This is a genomic window from Arthrobacter sp. UYCu723 (assembly GCF_054059215.1).
In genome coordinates, this window is the sequence record NZ_JBSSBW010000001.1 from 3584928 (window position 1) to 3602723 (window position 17796).

Here is a 17796-nt window from a genome sequence, read left to right on the forward strand (position 1 = left end):
CTAAGTGCGGGGCTGCCCAGATATGCCGTGAGTCTTGGGCAGTCCATGTGGTCAGGCATCATTGCTTGGGATGACACGGATTAGCCTGTCTTGCTGGCTGAGTTCGAGAACAATGAGACCCCTGACATCTTCGATTATTGATGCGGGTATGTCATTGTCCACGGCAATTAGTTGAAGGTGGTCCTTGTATTCCTCCCCGACTTCAATTAGCAATCGATACATGTCGCTTATCCGGTCGCGATCAAACCCTTCGCGGCCGGCGTTGGCTGAGATCCCATCGAGTACGAGCAACCCGGGCAAAGGTAGGCCTCTGTCAATGGCGACCGTGTGGTGGGCGAGTGCATGAGCAACATTGACCAGCGTCTTAAGCCCCTGGCTGGAAAGCTCATCAAACGATCTGCCGCTAATTTCGGGTAGGTATGTCGTTCGATTGACCCTGACCGTGAGAAGGTCTCCCAACTGTGGAATGTGTAGTCGTTCCAAATAGTCGAGCATTCGTTTCTCAAGCGCTTGCAGGTTTTCGTCGGCTTCGTGCTGGCTGGCTTCCCGGCTCTCTATTGCATGGCTGATGTCGTCACGTTCCTCTTCCAGTTCCCTACGAACTTGAGCGTGATCTTGGTGACGCGAAACGAGTGAGGCGTAGTCGTTGAGTTTTTCGATCTCCGCACTGACCGTAGCCAGGTCTCGGGCTTGCGCACGAATAATGGCAGCACCGTCCGAAACAAATGCCGCGGTTCTTTGGTCCAACTCAGCGGACAAGCGATGCAAGACCGCTTCGTTGGATAGAAGCTGTGCTCCTATTTTTTCGAGCGACAGCTGACGCAATTCCAGAACGCGATCAGTCTCAGAAACCTGACTAATAACCCTGTCTTGCTCGGTTAGAAGCGATTCACGCGAAGTCGTCGAGGTTTCTGGTTGCAAGCACAGATAGCAATGGCCGTCACCACCGCGGTGCGATTCGACGCTGTTGCCACATCTCGGACAGACGACAAAGTCGAAGTCCACCAGCCATTCGTCGGCAACAATGGCGCGGGTCAATCGCGCTGATTGGCTGATAAGTTGACGTCTCAGTTCCTGCAGATCGGCAAGTTGGGTCGTGAGGAACGCCTCTTCAGCTTGTAAGTTATCTTGCGTCTTCCGGTGTTCCAGAACAGCTTTGCGGAGATCTCCGACTTCGGCCGCGTCCACGGTTTCCTGAGCCACTGTCCGCTGATGCTCCTCGAGAGAATTGCGTACTCGTTCCTTGTCTGAAATTTCCCCCTGAATCGCGGTCGCGTCGGAGAAAGGCGTGTCTTCCAGGAAACGCCGGATGATTTCTGCCTCTCTATCAAGGCTGTCCAGACGGAGTTCCACCCCTCGGCGCCTGGCGATCAAGCCGGCCAGCTCGACGTCGTAGTAACCGTAGGCTAATTCGAAGATCCACCGTCGCTTTTGGTTCTTGAAGCGGTCCTTGTGACCGAATACATCCGAATCCAGTTCATCACCGGTGACGATGCAGTACCCCAGCCAATCGGTCATACTGACTGCAGACAACCTCGAGGTGGGGTCGGTTCGAGCCTCGGGGACGCTCACAGCGGGCAGAGTCAGTTGATCAAGGAGAAACCGGCTATAGGATGCTTCGGCGCCTGAAGCCGGCAGGCGGACCGCCTCTTGTGAGAGAGTGTCGTCGTCGGCATCAAAGCGAGCGACCTCAACAGGCGCGGTCCGAGTGGTTACTAGCGGACGATAGACGTGCCAAGTGTTCCTGCGAAGCTGGACTGTCCCTCGCAGCGCCCGGACAAGTCCTACTTCAGGTGGCAGAACGTCGGGCACTGTGCCCAGCAGGGCCCGGAGTAATCGAACGAAGGTTGTCTTACCGGTTGTGATATCTCCGCGAACGAAGTTCAAAGATGGAAACAGCTGAATATTGCGGCCGCCGCCCAGCAACTCGACCTCGACAATGCGTAGACGATGATCCTTCGGCGCGGAGACTGCTGTGGACGTCGAGTCACCAGTGTTACCGCCTGGGGACGTGTTCACTGTATGTCCTCCTTCCATGTGGCATCTGCAACCTCGGGCAGGTCATAGAGCAGGTTCTTAAGGGCCGTTCCGGACAAGTCGAGATGGCGACGAAGAATCCTGATGCGAGCGTTGAGCTCGCCGAAGCAATCATCTGCTGCGAGGTTTGCGGTTACCCTTTCCCCTTCGGCCGTCGTACGGTAGCCAAATCCGCTGCTTCCCGACAGGGGCAGGGCCTGAATCAGGCGCCGTCCTATCAGCGCCCCCAATAGCGCGTAGTAGGCCGGGTCCCATGGACCGTACCGATAGCGCATCATTCGGCTGTCTATTGGTGCGGCGTCCTCGATATCGACAACTTCCGTTCGCGTCCTCGAGTCAACGTTTCGTCGCTCCAGGACTCGTGCCAGGTGGTGTGGATATCGAAGGAGGAAGTCCAGCTTCGCGAGTTTTACGCGTCCCTCGAGTGTCCGCGGGCCCGTCGTCTTCCTGCTGAATCCGTCGATAAGCAAGAGGAGGCGTGCTTCTGCTTCAGGGGTAGCGCGGAACTGCTGCCACCTCGACGCCGGGCCTGCCTGCGATTCATAGAGATGTGTTTCTTGGTTTTCTGTCACGAAGCTTGCCACCAGTACTTGCAGGTATCAGAAAGGTGGCACAGAAAACCGAACACTAAGTTGCTGTCCGATTGGAAAATCCTGTCGCTGTCGAGGTACGCGAGATGCATCGGTTGACTCAAGAGCTCGGCAACCACATACTCTCCAGGCTGTGCTGCGATTGCAGGATTGCCCCCGGCCATCAACTTTGCGCGCGCAGCGGTTGCTTCGGCTGTTTGAAGAACTCGTTTCTCCAGACCTGCCAGAACAGTACCAGCGTCCGGCCGACTTCCAAGGATTTCTTGGCGACCTATCTCAGCATCCGCGCGTAGTCCTTGGGCCATGTCGATCTTTTCCTTGGAGACACCGGCAGCCCGCATTTTTAGTTCCAGGGCAGACGTCACTTCCCCGTTTCTGATCCTTGTCAGGAGGTCCTCTCGAGAACTGTCCGGAAGAGGCGGAACTATGGACATCAGGGATGTTCTTGTTAAGGTCTGATTAGTGAGGGCTCCCAACCCCAACATTTCGATGCTCGCGGAGTCGCGGGCATTCGCCGGTAAATCATGGATCTGTTCGGCAAGACGAGCCACGACGTTGGACAGACTTGGCTCGTTAGCTTGAGCCTGTTGTGCGGCCACAAGAAGCGTGCTGAACAGGTTCTCTCGCTCGGGCGTTGTAAGCGCGGGCCAAAGGGCTCCAATGTACTGCAAGATCACGGCATCGATGTGAAGGCGAGTTGGCTGCTGGGGCTTAATGACGAGTCGGTCAAGGAAGCTATCCAGTTTTTTGGAAGGCATTCCAAGTTCCATGATCTTCCTACGGAGCTTGAGGCCGGCCACCGGCGGGGCGGAGAAGAAACTGACAGTTTCCCGTGCCTCGGCCATTGGTCCCTCCAGCCAGAGCTCAAAGGTACTCACCTCGTGTAGGCCGTGCGTTTCGGCTTCCAGAAACGAACGGATCAAGGCGTCGATACCGTGCCCTTCTGAACACACCCTACTGGCGCTCCACGATCCCTTGTCACGGGTCTTGAGCTGTGCGAAACGAAGCTTGGAGTTATAGACGATCACTATGTCTTCGACGTGCTCACAAACAATTGCCGCGGGCGGATCAACTGAACTCAGGCAGGTTAGCCATTGCCACACTGACTGTTTTGCTTGCCAGCGGTATCTTGAAAATGTCTCGTAGCCAGATCTGTCTGACGTGAGTTCAGCGAGCGCGTCCGTCTTGCCCGAAAGGAGGGTGGGTTGCTGGAGACCCGGCACTTGATGCGCAGACCCGCTGTTCTGGAATTCAGACATTGGCCCCCATCCTCAAATCTGCTCCCTCAAAGTCGACGATCTCTTGGCTTAAAGATGACTCTACTGGCCAGCCGAGAAAGTCGAGCACTTATAGCTCGAGTAGCCTACGTTGGCCTGGCCGTGGGCCAGACAAGTGAGCGGAGTGCAATGTTCCAGCATCTCCCCGGAGTTCACTATCTGGGATTGGTTAGAGTTACCTGTTGCGCCCCGTCGTGTCCCGGGTCTGGATCCCCCGCTCCCTCAGCCTCAACTGAATCGTTCTCGATGCCGCCCCGATCTGGTCGCCAACCCGAGAAAGTGAGAGACCGGATTCATAGAGCCGAACTGCTTCATCGATCTGGCCATTGGTCAGCGGCCGACGTCTGGTGATCACTCCGGCGCGCGCAAGATGTGTGCTGACCATCGTCCGTGGCACCTCCAGCGACTCGGAAATCTCGTAGACGGTCTTGCCAGATTCGTACTCTGACCCGATCTTGGCCACCTGTTCTTCAGTCAACCTCCGTGCTCTGCGCCGAGGCGCCGGGTCTGGATCCGGGATCCTGTTGGCGGTTGTATATATACTGACGAGATTTCGGATCTTGCCCAGCTGCCGGGATTGCTTCGAGTAGGCCTGCAAAACGCCCTCACGTCGCCACCTTGAGTGTCTTACTCGAAATCCAGTGCAGCCTGCTGACCTGCGATGACGTGCGCCATTGGCATATTCATCCTATGTAGGTCCTCGGACACAACGCATGGACGCGGTTGCTTAGTGCACTTTCCCTCTTTGGTTTCCCGGCTAGTGTCTGCTTTCGTCCCTGGGCTTCGTTGTCGCTGCCGTTGGCTACAGTGGGGATGTTCCGCCAACCTCCTGGGAGAATTACGTGCTTTCGACAAATGAGTCGCAGCTAGACCAACTGATCAGCTTAGCGTTTTCGATGCACTCATCACCCGGCTCCTACACGTTTGTGCTTGGCGCTGGAATTTCAGTTCCCAGCGGTGTGCCGTCTGCATGGGGCGTTCAAACGGAGTTGCTCGCCAAATTGGCAACGGTCTATGGCGAGCAGCCCGACGACACCGTGGCCTGGTATGCAGACAAGTTCGGGAACGAGCCCACATACGAGAGCCTGCTCGAGCACTTGGCGCCGACCCAACATACTCGCCAGAGCCTCCTCAAACACTTCTTCGAGCCGACAGAGGAAGAACGCGAGCAGCGGCTGAAGGAACCGACCCTCGCGCATCGCTCCATCGCCCGGCTAGTGGCCGAGGGAGTCGTGAGAGTCATTCTGACGCTCAATTTCGACCGCCTTATGGAGACGGCGTTGAAAGACGAAGGCATTGAGCCGGTCGTGATCAGCCAGCCGTCTGATATTGAAGGAATGGCTCCCTTACATACACTGTCTTCCGTGGTCATCCACCTCCACGGGGACTACTTGAACCCAACGGCAATGCTCAATACAAAGTCGGAGCTGGCAGCATACTGCCCCACGACGAAGGACTTTCTCAGCCGGATCACATATGACCACGGGTTGGTGTTCGTAGGATGGTCCGCAACTTACGATCCAGCCCTAAGGTCCGCTATCGCGGCCAGTTCACGCCGTGTCTACCAGCCGTATTGGGTCGAACCGGGGCAATTCAGCGAAGTTGCAGATAGCCTCCGATCGAGCATTGGCGCGGTCCACGTAGCTGCGGACGCTGACACCGCACTGGGCAGACTTTCCGACGCCGTGGCATCCCTGGCTGATAGGCAAAGCCGCCATCCTCTGACGCTTGCGACCACAGTGGCATCTGCCAAGCGCTATTTGGCCGGCCGCCCGACTGCCATAGGTCTGCACGATCAGATCAAGCAGGAAGTCGACACACTTCAGTCCCAGAAAGACTTAGCGACCTGTATGTCCGGCGAGGAATCGCCGAACGGTGGATATCGCGCCATGGTGGACCGCGTCGAAGAGGCAACAACCATCCTTGCGGGCCTGGCTGCTACATCTGCCTACTGGGGCGACGATTCGACGGATCGGTGGTGGATGGATGAAATTCCTCGACTGGCAACGAGAAGTCGCGGCAGCGGCCTAGTCAACGTACTTGAGCTGCCCAAAGTGAGCGGCGTACAGCTCTTGTATGCTTCCGGTGTCGCCGCGGTCGCGGCAAGGCGTTTTGACCTGGTTCACAGATTGCTGACCACGGTGGCAGAGGATCCTGACCGGGGGCCTGCAAAGTTCTGTCTCGGCTTTGAGCCCGTTCGTTCTTATGGTGGTGCGGACAAAGCAGGAAAACGCCTCTTTGAGCACTTGGCCCCTCTATTCGTTGATCATCTAAATGTTGGGGCCGGCGCATACGACGAAGCCTGGGATGCGTTCGAATTCTTGCGTTTGGTTGAAGCTACCTTCAGCCTGAGCGGTTCCAACCTGCAGATCACAAAGATTGAGGCCATTCGTCAAGCGCGACTCGAGGCCAAGGGTGCCGTGGATGAAGCGATGGGCACAAATGATGTTGACCGATTGGAAAATGCAGAGGCGTCGTTTCGTCAAAGTAGTCAGCAATTTGATCGCGCTCTTGGCCAATATGCCAGCATCGTTCCGGCGTGGTCGCCATACTTGTTCGCGCAAGCTGCCCGCAACCGCTATGGACACAGCTCTCTCTTCGGGCAAAAGATACTCGCGGAGCTTGAACGACAGGGCCATCTGCATGTGCTGATGAAGGCAGGCTTTTGTGGCGGCGACTGGGCCTCACTAGTGGCCACATGTGAGGCCGTGGATATCGCAGTCGGAAGCTTGGGACACACGGCGGCAATCCGAAGTCTTCCGGGAGGCAGCGGCGTTGTCCCGGACTACTTCCGCATAGGGGACCTTTAGGTCCGGCGTCTGTCGACTGATTCTGATACGTTGGCATCGATTTGGTAGACAGATTGATTTGGAGACAAGAGGCCTTACGTTGGATGCAAAAGCGTGGTTGGTTCGCGGAGGACGTGCGGGAGAGCGCGACCAGTGGGCTCTGGATTCAGGTGTCGCAGGACTCGGATTTCATGAGATCCCGGACCTCAGCGCGGTGATGAATACTGATCACATGCGAGAAGTGGTCCGCGACAATATTCCTGGAGTGACCAGACCCCAGACGATAAACTATGCGGCCCAGTTGATGGCATTCTCAATGTCTATGACGGTCGGAGACGTTGTGGTGCAGCCGCTGAAGGGCACGCCATATCTTGCGGTCGGACGAATCACTGGTGACTACAAATATGATTCTGCGAATCCCGATCCAGGGAGGCGCCACATTCGGACTGTCGATTGGATTCAAAAGGACCTGCCTCGAACCAGTCTCGGACAGGACTTGCTGTATTCACTCGGCGCGTTTCTCACCGTCTGTCAGATTCGTCGAAATGACGCCGCTTGGCGGCTAGCCAAGGTCTTGACAGGCGCTGCGGACCCTGGTGCTCGTCCGTCTCGTGGCGCCCCGCGTGACACGCAGGAGGAGGCCGCAGCTGTTGCCCTTGACGAGGACCTGGCCGCTGATCCTGTTGGATTCGATGTCTTGCGCTATACCAAGGATCGGATCAGTTCACGGGTTCGCGAATCGTTTGACGGCCACCGGTTGACCGAACTAGTCGCTGCGATCCTGGAGCAGGAGGGCTTCAAATGTACTGTCTCCCCACCAGGACGGGACGGGGGCATTGACATCCTTGCTGGAACTGGAGTCTTCGGTATGAACGCGCCTCGCTTGGTTGTCCAAGTCAAGTCCCAGCCAACTCCGGTGGGCGACGATATCCTTCAAAAGCTCCACGGTGCCGTGTCTCGCAATCAGGCTGACCAAGGGCTGCTTGTGGCCCTCGGTGGCATCACCAAACCCGCGCGCGACGAGCTAATTGGGCAGCACTTTCAGATTGCTGTTTGGAACTCCGACGATCTCATCGATGCGATCTTCAAGCACTACAACGCGCTTCCTGAAGACATGCAGGCCAGCCTTCCTTTGCAGAAGACATGGGTATTGCTCGAAGACAGTCGATAGCCCGACATCTCTTCCGTAGGGCTTTGGGGGTCAGCTGCGGAACTTGAGTCGGCGACGGAGCTTGCCGTTCTCGACGATGAGGCGACGGCCTTCGTAGAACTCGATCTTGTTGTGCTGTACTTGGGCGTGGACCGATCAGGGAGGGCCCGGTTCATAGCGCTAGGTCTGGGTGAGAACTGCACTCACGACACCGCATCCAATACCCGAAATCACATGGAAAATGCTTTTGACCATGGTGGCCTCCTTTCTGGCTGTTCTCTTCTTTTCATTTCTGCGGTTGATCGTGAATCGCTTGCTTGTTCGTGCGAAAAGAGGAAGCAACGCTGAGAGGACTCCGATAGCGGTGACCCAGAGAGGACTTGCACCCCCTTGCCCGGACCCACACCTAGCTCTATGAACTTGAGTGTCAAGAATACAGCCCCTAGCCGGATTTCATCAGGGCATGATCTGCGAGGCTAGACACACGCTTGTCCTGAGGAATCCCTCATCTGAACACCCCGTTCCCTCAAACGCAATTGGACAGTTCTCGCCGCAGCTCCGATTCTGTCTCCAACCCGAGCCAGTGATAGGCCGGTTTCATAGAGGCGAACTGCTTCGTCGATTTGACTCTCGGTCAGCGGCCGATGTCTCGTGATCACCCCGGCGCGCGCAAGGTGTGTGCTGACCATTGTCCGTGGCACCTTCAGCGACTTCGAGATCTCGTAGACGGTCTTGCCGGATTCATACTCCGTGGCGATCTTGGCCACTTGCTCCTCTGTCAGCCTCCGTGCTCTGCGCGGAGGCATCGGGGCCGGTTCTGGGACTCGGCTGGCCGTGCCATGCAGCTCGATGAGGCTCTTTAGCTTGTCCAACTGCCGGGACATCTTCGAGTACGCCTGCAAGACGCCCACCGAAGAGGCCCTACTCATTGAGTAGGGCCTCAACCGTTTTTCGGCCGTCGCGCCGCCAGACCCGCCGCCAGACCGGCCCGGTAGCAACGGCTAATATTGGGCACGTGAACGAGACCCTGCCGCCGTGCCCCGAATGCTCCAGCGACTACACCTACGAGCCGGGGGCGCTCCTGGTCGGCACGAAGGTCCGCGGCCTCCGCCTCGCCAGCGGCGTGGGGGACCACGACATCGACTGCAAGGTCGACGGCGTCGGCCCCATGCAGCTCAAGTCCAGCGTCGTCAAGAAAATCTGAGCGGGGCCCACCATTCCTGAGCAGCCGGAAGTAATGCCGCGGCCCGCCGACGTCGTCGTGATCGGCGCCGGCCAGGCCGGGCTCTCGGCTGCGTACCACCTGCAGCGCCGCGGCTTCGTCCCCGCGGGAACGGAAGCCCCGGGTATTGACGCCGCTGGGGAACTGGCAGCGCCGGCCCGGACGTACCTCGTGCTCGACGCTGAGGACGGCCCCGGCGGGGCGTGGCGCCACCGCTGGAAAAGCCTCCGGATGGCGACCGTAAACAGCATCAGCGACCTGCCCGGCATTCCGCAGCCGTCCGTCGACCCGGAGGAGGCGAGCTCGAGCTTCCTGAGCCGCTACTTCGGCGGCTACGAGGACGAGCTCGGACTGGCCATCCTGCGGCCCGTCAAGGTGCATGCCGTCCGCCGGGAGGACGGCGACCCGGCCGGACGCCTCAGGATTTCAACCTCCCGGGGTGACTGGTCCGCTCGGGCAGTGATCAACGCCACCGGCACCTGGACCCGGCCGTTCTGGCCCATCTACCCTGGGCGCTCCGGCTTTCGCGGACGTCAGCTGCACGTCGCGGACTACGTTTCTGCCGAAGAGTTCCGGGGACAGCATGTGATCGTGGTCGGCGGCGGCATTTCAGCCGTCGGCTTGCTGGACGAGATCTCGCAACTCACCGCGACGACGTGGTTCACGCGGCGCGAACCGGTGTGGCGGGACGCCGGGTTCGACCGGCAGGCCGGCCGCGACGCCGTCGCCCTCGTCGAAGAGCGCGTCCGCCAGGGCCTCCCGCCGCAGAGCGTCGTCTCGGTGACCGGACTGATCCTGACCCCGGCCCTTCGCGCCGCGGCCGCCCGGGGCGGGCTGGAACGGCGTCCCATGTTCACCGCGATCGAACCCGACGGCGTGCGGCTGGCCGACGGAAGCTTCCTGGCCGCCGACGTGATCCTGTGGGCCACCGGCTTCCGCGCCGAGCTCGATCACCTGGCGCCGCTGCACCTGCGGGGTCCGGGCGGCGGCATCGCGATGGACGGCACCCAGGTGGCTTCGGAGCCGCGGGTCCATCTGGTCGGCTACGGCCCCTCATCCTCCACGATCGGCGCCAACCGGGCAGGCCGGGCCGCCGTGGCCGGCATCCTCAATATGCTGACGGAGCAGGATAAGTTTGGTACAGGCCCTGAACCCTTGGGGCCCCTCAAGACCCAGGCCTGAACAGACAATCCTGAACAGACAATCCTGAACAGACAATCCTGAACAGACAATCCTGAACAGACAATCCTGAACAGACAAGGCGGCAGCCCGCGCGTGGCGGACAACAATCTCGAATCGCTCTTTTCTCAGCTGCGGAGGTTCCCGGACGTTGAGGCAGCCAGCCTCCAGGCCTGGGACGCGACGGACAAGCTCCTGCTGGACACCGTGGCAGGAATGCTGACGCCCGGCAGCCGGCTCGCGGTCGTGGGGGACCGCTACGGTGCGCTGACCCTTGGGGCGCTCGGCCTGGACGCCGTCGCCGCTTCAGCCGGAACCTGGCCGGTCCGCGTCCACCAGGACCTCGTCACCGGCGAACGCGCGCTGCGCAACAACGCCGATGCCCTGGGCATCACGGCTGGCTTCGAACAACTCCCGCTCGGCGCCGCGCTCTTGGAAGGGGCCACCGCCGTGCTGCTCCAGCTGCCCAGGTCCCTGGCCGAGCTCGAGGAAATCGTCGACGCCGTGGCCCGGTACGCCGCTCCCGACGTCGTGCTGCTGGCCGGCGGCCGCGTCAAACACATGAGCCTGGGCATGAACGCGGTGCTGGAGCGCTATTTCGGCGAGGTCCAGCCCCAGCTCGCCCGGCAGAAGTCACGCATCCTGCGGGCCAGCGGCCCGAGGCCGGTCACTGCCGGCCCGCCCTTCCCCGTCACCGCGGGCAACGCGGAGCTGGGACTGACGGTCTGCGCCCACGGGGCCGTCTTTGCCGGGACGGGGCTGGATATCGGGACCCGGTTCCTGTTGGACTTCCTGCCCCGGATGCCGTCCGCCGCTCACGCCATTGATCTTGGCTGCGGCACGGGGATCCTGGCGGCCACTTACGCCCGGGCCAACCCAGGCGCCCGGGTCATCGCCACCGACCAGTCCGCGGCCGCCGTCGAGTCCGCCCGGGCCACGGCCCGTGCCAACGGACTCCAGCAGCAGATCGAGGCGCTCCAGGACGACGCCATGAGTTCCCTCCCGGCCGGGAGCGCCGAACTGGTCCTGTTGAACCCGCCGTTCCACATCGGAGCCGCGATCCATGCCGGTGCGGGTATCAAGCTGATCGAGGCCGCGGGCCGGGTCCTCGCGCCGGGCGGGGAGCTGTGGACGGTGTACAACAGCCATCTGCATTACCGGCCCGCGCTGGAGCGGCTGATCGGTCCCACCCGCGAGGTCGGGCGGAACCCGAAATTCACGGTGACGGTGAGCGTCCGGAAATCTGCCGGAGTGTGAAGCCGGTGCGTGGGCGGCAACAGGTGCGTGACGTACGATTCTGAGATAAGCAGTGCTTAGCCGAAGACGTTGAGGGGAATCAGTGACTGAGATCCGCCAGACCTCGCCACGGCGCGGAACAAATTTGCCCCGCATGGGCGACTTCAACCTCACCGTTATCCTCGACGCCATCCGCCGTTCCCCGGGTGGTCTGAGCCGCGTGGAGCTGGCCCGGATCGTCGGCCTGTCGCCGCAGACCATTTCCAACATCTCCCGCCGGCTGCTGGACCAGAGCCTGATCGTCGAGGCCGGAAAGGAGGGCACCGGCCCGGGGAAGCCCCGGACCATGCTCCGGCTCAATCCGGCCGGCATGTACGCCGTGGGCGTGCACCTTGACCCTGCCGTGGTGACGTTCGTTGTGTTGGACCTGGTGGGGGCCGTGGTCAAGCACTCCAGGATCACGACGCCGTCCGGCACGGACCCCGGTGCCGTCATTGAGACCATTGCTGCGGAGATCAAGCAGCTCGTCGAGGACTCCGGCGTGGACCCCTCCAAGATCGCCGGGCTCGGCGTCGCATCGCCCGGCCCCATTGACCTTGAGGAGGGCACCGTCGTTGACCCGCCGCTCCTGCTTGGCTGGCACCGGGTCCCGCTGCGGGACGCCCTGGCCGAGGCCACCGGCCTGTCCACGCTGGTGGATAAGGATGTGACCAGCGCGGCCGTCGCCGAGACCTGGGCAGGCGGCCCGAGCGGTACCGGCAGCTTCGTGTTCATGTACATGGGAACAGGCATCGGCTGCGGCATCGTCCTCAACGACGAAGTAGTGCGCGGCACCTCCGGAAATGCCGGCGAGATCGGCCACATCACCGTGGACCCCGACGGCCCGCCCTGCGATTGCGGCAAGCGCGGCTGCGTCAAGTCCTCCTGCATTCCGCAGGTGCTGGTGGCCCAGGCCGAAGCGGCCGGAGTCCTGGACGGCTCACGGCAGGACAGGAGTGCCCCCGCGGTCCAGGAGAGCTTCGCGGAACTCTGCGCCGCCGCCTACGCCGGGAATCAGTTGGCCACGGACATCATCGAACGATCCGCCGTGCTTGTTGCGCGCGCCGTCTCGGCCGTAACCAATACCCTGGACGTGGACCGTGTGGTCTTCGGCGGCCCGTTCTGGACCGGCCTCTCCCAGGCATACCTGGCGCTGGTCCCGGGGCTTGTCGAGGAGAACAGCGCCACCCGGAAGATCCACGCCATCGAGGTGGTGGGCACCGGCGTCGGCGAAGACGTCGGCGCAGTCGGCGCGGCCTGCCTCGTGCTCGAGCACACGCTCGCTCCGCGATCCCAGCGACTCCTGCTCGAGGGGTAGGTGCTCGAGGGGTAGGCCGGGGCAGGCCTCCTCCCGGGGCCGGCGTCCTCCCGGGTAGGTATCAGTCGATGTCCTCGATGACAGTGCCGAAAGGGATGGATTCGTCGAGGTGCGCCTGGTGGCCGGTCGGGCCGCGGTTGTAGGAGACGCGGACGCCATGTGACTTGTCCGCTGCGGACTGCATCAGAATGGGCCGTACGGTGTTGACGAAGCTCTCGCTCTTGCCGACGAGATATTCCTGGTAGCTGGCTGGAAGCTGGATCATGGCAACAGGATAGTCCCGCACACGCGCAATGGGGAGGGCTCCCATCGGCCCGGTTTCCGCTTCCACAGCAGTCTCCGGCCCGGCCCTGCTTTTACGAGCCGCTTTTGATGATGATGTCGTCGAGGTAGTTGTCACCCATCTGCCTGGTGTGTTCGGCGCCGAGCTGCACGGCCGACAAGGTGGTGAATCCGGTGCTGACCTGGTTGCTGGAATAGACGATGACGCTGTCGAACCAGACCTCTATCGTTGTGGCGCTCGTGTTGGCAATGACGTGCGTGACGACGTGATGCCAGGAGCTGAGGGGGATGCTGGAGGCCAGCAGGCGTGTGTAGACGGAGGCGCCGGTTGGTGATGTCACGCGCAGCCAGAGCTGGCCGTTGCTGTTGTACCGGTAGACGTCCGCGACCCGGATGGTTCCGGAGAAGAACCGGAAATAGGGTACGTTGCCGCCTGCCAGGCCGGCCGTGGTGATGTTGAACCAGCCATCTGCGTAGGCGGCCGGGGTGCCCGCGGGAAGAGGGGCGGAGAGGTAAGCCAGGGCGCCGGGGTCGGAGGTTACGTGCAGGTAGCCGGCGCAGCCGCCTGAGTGTGCCAGTGCTGACGAGACCGTGGCGGTTCCGGTTCCGGCGCTGTGGACGATGAACGGAACCAGGCTTCCTGATTCGAAGTTGTCGGCCACGACCGTGGTGCCGGGGTAGGGGTCAGTCGGTGCGGGTGTGGCGGGCTGGCAGCTTGTGGTGGCCGCAGACGCGATCCCCGCGGTGGCCATTCCGGCCCCCAGCAGTGGCGCCAGAAGCAGGCCGATAAGCCCCAGTCTTTGTAGCTGTTTCATTGAGCTGCCCTCCGGGTTGGTCAAACAGGTTGGTCAAACAGTCGTCCGTGACTTCGGTCGTTTATCGAGAGTTCACTCGTGTCAAGCCCCCGCGAGGAACCACACAATCGGCCCAAACTGCGAACAAAATTCTGTCCGGACCCGCGATGTCGCGTAAAGCCGCGTCTTAATTCGGCAGTCGACTTGAATGCCCCCGCGGGGGCCCCTACAGTTGTAGACAAGTTACCGAGGTAACGTGTCAGCGATCCTCCGCTGAAGGCCAGCCCCACGGCGGCCAAGGAGGGTGTGGGTGCCCCCATGTGGGCCTGACATTTGCTCACGGATAACTTCGTGTCAGGCGTAACAGTCGCGGCTGCGTCCTGCCGAAGTTTTCTCCGTGTTCCCCAAACTCAATTCACTGACGGCAGTGTTTTCCGGACTTCCGGTTATCCGGTTTTTCGGCGTCCTGGCGTCAGTGTCCACAGCCAAGGACGCAAATGTCTCCACCAAGCCTTATCGACACCCATCCCAATCTGGCGGGCGCAGCACCCGTCGCGCTGTCCTACGAACTCTTCCCGCCGCGGTCGCCCGCGGCTGCGGAATCGCTCTGGACCACCATCGGCGAACTGGAGTCCACGGACCCGGACTACGTCTCCGTGACCTACGGCGCCAGCGGCTCCAACCGCAACAACGCCGTCGAACTGATCAACAGGCTCGTGCAGGAAACCACGCTCCGGCCTTTGGCCCACCTGACGTGCGTGGGCAACTCCCCGCAGGAGCTTGCCGAGATCATCGGCGAGCTGCTGGACGTCGGCGTGCGCGGCATCCTTGCCCTGCGCGGCGACCAGCCCAAGGACGGCGGCACGCCGCCGGAGGGCTCACTGCGCTACGCCCAGGACCTGATCGAGCTCATCCGCCGCGTGGAGCAGCGCCGATCGGCGCTGCTGTGCGCCGGCAAGGTGGCCGTCGGTGTGGCCGCGTACCCCACCCGGCATCCGGAATCCCCGAGTGAGGCCCACGACGTCGAGGTGCTGCTCGCCAAGCAGCGCTCCGGCGCCGACTTCGCCATCACCCAGGTCTTTTTCCACACCGAGCAGTACGCGGACCTCCTGACCCGTGCCCGCCGGGCCGGCGTCACCATCCCGATCATTCCCGGCGTCATGCCGCTCACCAGCATCCGCCGGCTCACCCGGCTGGGCGAACTGACCGGGGTGGAACCGGCTCCGGAACTGCTCGAACGCCTCGCCGCCGCGGACACGGACGCCGAACGCAACCGGATCGGGGTCAGCGCCACCGTGGACCTGGCCAACGCGGCCCTGGCGGCCGGCGCCCCCGGCATCCACCTCTACACCTTCAACGAACACGCCAGCGCCCTCGAGGTGCTGGACAAACTCGCGCTGCCCCGCCCGCACCGCGGTCACCGGCAAAGCGCATCACGCCACAACAGCGCGCGGCGCACTGCCAGCCGCCTGCTCGCCAGCTAGGCACCACCAGCTTCCCTCCGCACCGAACCACCAACACCAAGGACTTTCCATGACTGAAGAGAACACCCCCTTCCCCTCCGCCTCGATCCTCGGCTACCCGCGCATCGGCCGCCGCCGCGAACTCAAGAAGGCCGTCGAGGCCTACTGGGCGGGCAAGATCGACGCCGCAGCCCTGGACGCCGCCGCCAAGGAAATCCAGCTCGGCACCGCCAAGCGCCTCCAGGGACTCGGCCTCACCGAGGCCGCCGCCGTTCCCGGCACCTTCTCCTACTACGACCAGGTGCTCGACGCCGCCGCCCACCTCGGCGCCGTGCCGGCCCGCTTCGGCAAGCTCCTCAACGCCGAGGGCCAGCTCGACATCGACGGCTACTTCACCCTCGCCCGCGGCACCAAGGATCAGCAGCCGCTCGAAATGACCAAGTGGTTCGACACCAACTACCACTACCTCGTCCCCGAGATCGGTCCGGAGACCAGCTTCGCGCTGACCTCCAACCGGATCGTCGAGGAGTTCGCCTACGCCCTCGCCAACGGTGTGGAGACCCGCCCGTACCTCGTCGGCCCGGTCACGTTCCTGCTGCTGAGCAAGGCCTCCGACGACGCCCCGGCCGGCTTCAGCCCGCTGTCCCGCCTCGAGGACGTCCTGCCCGTCTACGCCGCCCTGCTCGAGAAGCTCGCCGCCGCCGGCGCCAGCTGGGTCCAGCTGGACGAACCCGCCCTCGTGGTGGACCAGGACATCCCCGCAGTCGAGATCCAGGCCGCCGTCGCCCGTTCCTACGAGGTCCTCTCCGCCGCGGCGAGCCGCCCTCAGCTGTTCGTCTCCACCCCCTACGGCGCGCTCAACGGCCAGCTCGGCACCCTCGCCGCCACCGGCATCGACGCCCTGCACCTTGACGTCTTCAAGGGCGAGGTCCCCTCCGCCGCTGCCCTGGCCGCGCTGGGCAACAAGACCCTCGTCGCCGGCGTCGTGGACGGCCACAACATCTGGCGCAACGACCTCCAGGCCTCCGCGGACAAGATCGCGGAGCTCAAGAAGTCTGTCGCCAGGCTGGCCGTCAGCACCTCCACCTCCACCCAGCACGTCCCGCACGACGTCGACGAGGAAGTCCAGCTGTCCGCGCAGCTGCGCAGCTGGCTGGCCTTCGCCGACCAGAAGGCCACCGAGGTTGTCACCCTCGCCGGCCTGCTGAGTGACGAAGCAGATGTCCAGCCGGCCATCGATGAAGCCACCCGCATCATCGCCGACCGCGCCGGCGCCGAGGGCGTCCGCCGCGCCGAGGTCCGGGCCCGCATCGGCGCGCTGACCGACGCCGACTTCAGCCGCTCCGAGTACGGCGTCCGCGAGACCGCGCAGACCGAGGCCCTGCACCTGCCGCCGCTGCCCACCACCACCATCGGCTCCTTCCCGCAGACCGGCGAAATCCGCACCGCACGGGCCCGCGCCAACAAGGGCGAGCTCAGCACCGAGCAGTACAAGCAGCTCATGAAGGACGAGATCAAGCGCGTCGTGGAGCTGCAGGAAGAGCTCGGCTTCGACGTCCTGGTCCACGGCGAGCCCGAGCGCAACGACATGGTCCAGTACTTCGCCGAGAACCTCGAAGGCTTCGACGTCACCGTGCACGGCTGGGTCCAGTCCTACGGCTCACGCTGCACCCGTCCCTCCATCCTGTGGGGCGACGTCACCCGCAGCGCCCCGATCACAGTGGAATGGGCCACGTACGCGCAGTCCCTGACGAACAAGCCGATGAAGGGCATGCTCACCGGTCCGGTCACCATCCTGGCGTGGTCCTTCGTCCGCGATGACCAGCCCCTCGGCGAGACCGCCAACCAGGTCGCCCTCGCCCTCCGGGACGAGATCGCGGACCTCGAAGCCGCCGGCATCAAGGTCATCCAGGTGGACGAGCCCGCCCTGCGCGAACTCCTGCCGCTGCGCCAGGCAGACCAGGCCGCGTACCTGGACTGGTCCGTGAAGTCCTTCCGCCTGTCCACGGCCGGCGCCGGGGACAGCACCCAGATCCACACGCACCTGTGCTACTCCGAGTTCGGCGCCATCATCGACGCGATCGACGGCCTCGACGCCGACGTCACCTCGATCGAGGCCGCCCGCTCCCGCATGGAGGTTGTCCACGACCTCGAATCCCACGGTTTCGGCCGCGGCGTGGGCCCGGGCGTCTACGACATCCACTCGCCGCGCGTCCCGGGCGAGCAGGAAGTCACCGAACTGCTCGGCACCGCCGTCAAACACGTTCCGTCCCGCCAGCTCTGGGTCAACCCGGACTGCGGCCTGAAGACCCGCGGCTACGCCGAGACTGAGGAGTCCCTGCGCAACCTGGTCCACGCCACCCGGACGGTCCGCGCGCAACTGCTGGAGGCGGCTAAGTAGCACGCTCAACCACGTACGA

At 62.6% G+C, this 17796-nt stretch carries 14 protein-coding genes; 8 read left to right on the forward strand and 6 right to left on the reverse strand.

All coding sequences use genetic code 11. From position 1 onward, the window contains the following. Positions 1 to 51: 51 nt before the first annotated feature. The 4 genes from ACVWZ8_RS16810 to ACVWZ8_RS16825 form a co-directional block, all read right to left on the reverse strand. A complete protein-coding gene (locus tag ACVWZ8_RS16810; RefSeq protein WP_456505254.1) occupies positions 52 to 2019 on the reverse strand; it encodes a hypothetical protein in 1968 nt (655 codons plus the stop codon). Continuing rightward, positions 2016 to 2609 (reverse strand): hypothetical protein, encoded by a 594-nt coding sequence (locus ACVWZ8_RS16815; protein ID WP_456505255.1) that lies wholly within the window; start codon positions 2607 to 2609, stop codon positions 2016 to 2018. The genes ACVWZ8_RS16810 and ACVWZ8_RS16815 overlap by 4 nt, the downstream gene beginning before the upstream one ends. Further along, positions 2606 to 3886, reverse strand: coding sequence for a dsDNA nuclease domain-containing protein (locus tag ACVWZ8_RS16820; RefSeq protein ID WP_456505256.1), 1281 nt, complete (start codon positions 3884 to 3886; stop codon positions 2606 to 2608). The genes ACVWZ8_RS16815 and ACVWZ8_RS16820 overlap by 4 nt, the downstream gene beginning before the upstream one ends. Positions 3887 to 4079: 193 nt before the next feature. Continuing rightward, entirely contained in the window at positions 4080 to 4382 is a 303-nt protein-coding gene (locus tag ACVWZ8_RS16825; protein WP_456505257.1) for a hypothetical protein, read from the reverse strand. A gap of 364 nt (positions 4383 to 4746) precedes the next feature. Between ACVWZ8_RS16825 and ACVWZ8_RS16830 the strand changes: the two genes are divergently transcribed. The 6 genes from ACVWZ8_RS16830 (at position 4747) to ACVWZ8_RS16855 (ending at position 12837) form a co-directional block, all read left to right on the forward strand. Continuing rightward, positions 4747 to 6714, forward strand: a complete 1968-nt coding sequence (locus tag ACVWZ8_RS16830) for an SIR2 family protein (RefSeq protein ID WP_456505258.1) — start codon at positions 4747 to 4749, stop codon at positions 6712 to 6714. A gap of 79 nt (positions 6715 to 6793) precedes the next feature. Further along, positions 6794 to 7864 carry a restriction endonuclease gene (locus tag ACVWZ8_RS16835; RefSeq protein ID WP_456505259.1) on the forward strand — a complete coding sequence of 357 codons (1071 nt, stop codon included), beginning with the start codon at positions 6794 to 6796 and terminating at the stop codon, positions 7862 to 7864. 994 nt (positions 7865 to 8858) lie between these two features. Continuing rightward, positions 8859 to 9047 carry a PhnA domain-containing protein gene (locus ACVWZ8_RS16840; protein ID WP_426978273.1) on the forward strand — a complete coding sequence of 63 codons (189 nt, stop codon included), beginning with the start codon at positions 8859 to 8861 and terminating at the stop codon, positions 9045 to 9047. A 33-nt stretch (positions 9048 to 9080) separates the two neighbouring features. Then, complete coding sequence (locus tag ACVWZ8_RS16845) at positions 9081 to 10247, forward strand: NAD(P)-binding domain-containing protein (protein WP_456505260.1); 1167 nt, start codon at positions 9081 to 9083, stop codon at positions 10245 to 10247. A 93-nt stretch (positions 10248 to 10340) separates the two neighbouring features. After that, the gene (locus tag ACVWZ8_RS16850; RefSeq protein ID WP_426978271.1) at positions 10341 to 11501 is read left to right on the forward strand and encodes a class I SAM-dependent methyltransferase; all 1161 of its coding nucleotides are present in this window, start codon (positions 10341 to 10343) and stop codon (positions 11499 to 11501) included. Between the two features lie 133 nt (positions 11502 to 11634). Then, the gene (locus ACVWZ8_RS16855; RefSeq protein ID WP_426979700.1) at positions 11635 to 12837 is read left to right on the forward strand and encodes an ROK family transcriptional regulator; all 1203 of its coding nucleotides are present in this window, start codon (positions 11635 to 11637) and stop codon (positions 12835 to 12837) included. A 61-nt stretch (positions 12838 to 12898) separates the two neighbouring features. Here the strand turns inward: ACVWZ8_RS16855 and ACVWZ8_RS16860 are convergent, their stop codons facing one another. Beyond that, complete coding sequence (locus tag ACVWZ8_RS16860) at positions 12899 to 13102, reverse strand: hypothetical protein (protein WP_426978270.1); 204 nt, start codon at positions 13100 to 13102, stop codon at positions 12899 to 12901. 91 nt (positions 13103 to 13193) lie between these two features. Next, positions 13194 to 13934: a hypothetical protein gene (locus ACVWZ8_RS16865; RefSeq protein WP_456505261.1), complete on the reverse strand. Its 741-nt coding sequence runs from the start codon at positions 13932 to 13934 to the stop codon at positions 13194 to 13196. A gap of 476 nt (positions 13935 to 14410) precedes the next feature. Here ACVWZ8_RS16865 and ACVWZ8_RS16870 point away from each other — a divergent pair, with 476 nt between their 5' ends. Next, positions 14411 to 15397 carry a methylenetetrahydrofolate reductase gene (locus tag ACVWZ8_RS16870; RefSeq protein WP_426978268.1) on the forward strand — a complete coding sequence of 329 codons (987 nt, stop codon included), beginning with the start codon at positions 14411 to 14413 and terminating at the stop codon, positions 15395 to 15397. Positions 15398 to 15446: 49 nt separating this feature from the next. Next, positions 15447 to 17777 carry a 5-methyltetrahydropteroyltriglutamate--homocysteine S-methyltransferase gene (gene metE / locus ACVWZ8_RS16875; RefSeq protein WP_456505262.1) on the forward strand — a complete coding sequence of 777 codons (2331 nt, stop codon included), beginning with the start codon at positions 15447 to 15449 and terminating at the stop codon, positions 17775 to 17777. The last annotated feature ends 19 nt before the right edge of the window (positions 17778 to 17796 follow it).

What these genes read in the sequence shown, in the direction of transcription:
- ACVWZ8_RS16820 (WP_456505256.1), bottom strand. Translation starts at nt 3,886, where the DNA reads ATGTCTGAATTCCAGAACAGCGGGTCTGCGCATCAAGTGCCGGGTCTC.
- ACVWZ8_RS16845 (WP_456505260.1), top strand. Translation starts at nt 9,081, where the DNA reads ATGCCGCGGCCCGCCGACGTCGTCGTGATCGGCGCCGGCCAGGCCGGG.
- ACVWZ8_RS16855 (WP_426979700.1), top strand. Translation starts at nt 11,635, where the DNA reads ATGGGCGACTTCAACCTCACCGTTATCCTCGACGCCATCCGCCGTTCC.
- ACVWZ8_RS16860 (WP_426978270.1), bottom strand. Translation starts at nt 13,102, where the DNA reads ATGATCCAGCTTCCAGCCAGCTACCAGGAATATCTCGTCGGCAAGAGC.
- ACVWZ8_RS16865 (WP_456505261.1), bottom strand. Translation starts at nt 13,934, where the DNA reads ATGAAACAGCTACAAAGACTGGGGCTTATCGGCCTGCTTCTGGCGCCA.
- ACVWZ8_RS16870 (WP_426978268.1), top strand. Translation starts at nt 14,411, where the DNA reads ATGTCTCCACCAAGCCTTATCGACACCCATCCCAATCTGGCGGGCGCA.
- metE (WP_456505262.1), top strand. Translation starts at nt 15,447, where the DNA reads ATGACTGAAGAGAACACCCCCTTCCCCTCCGCCTCGATCCTCGGCTAC.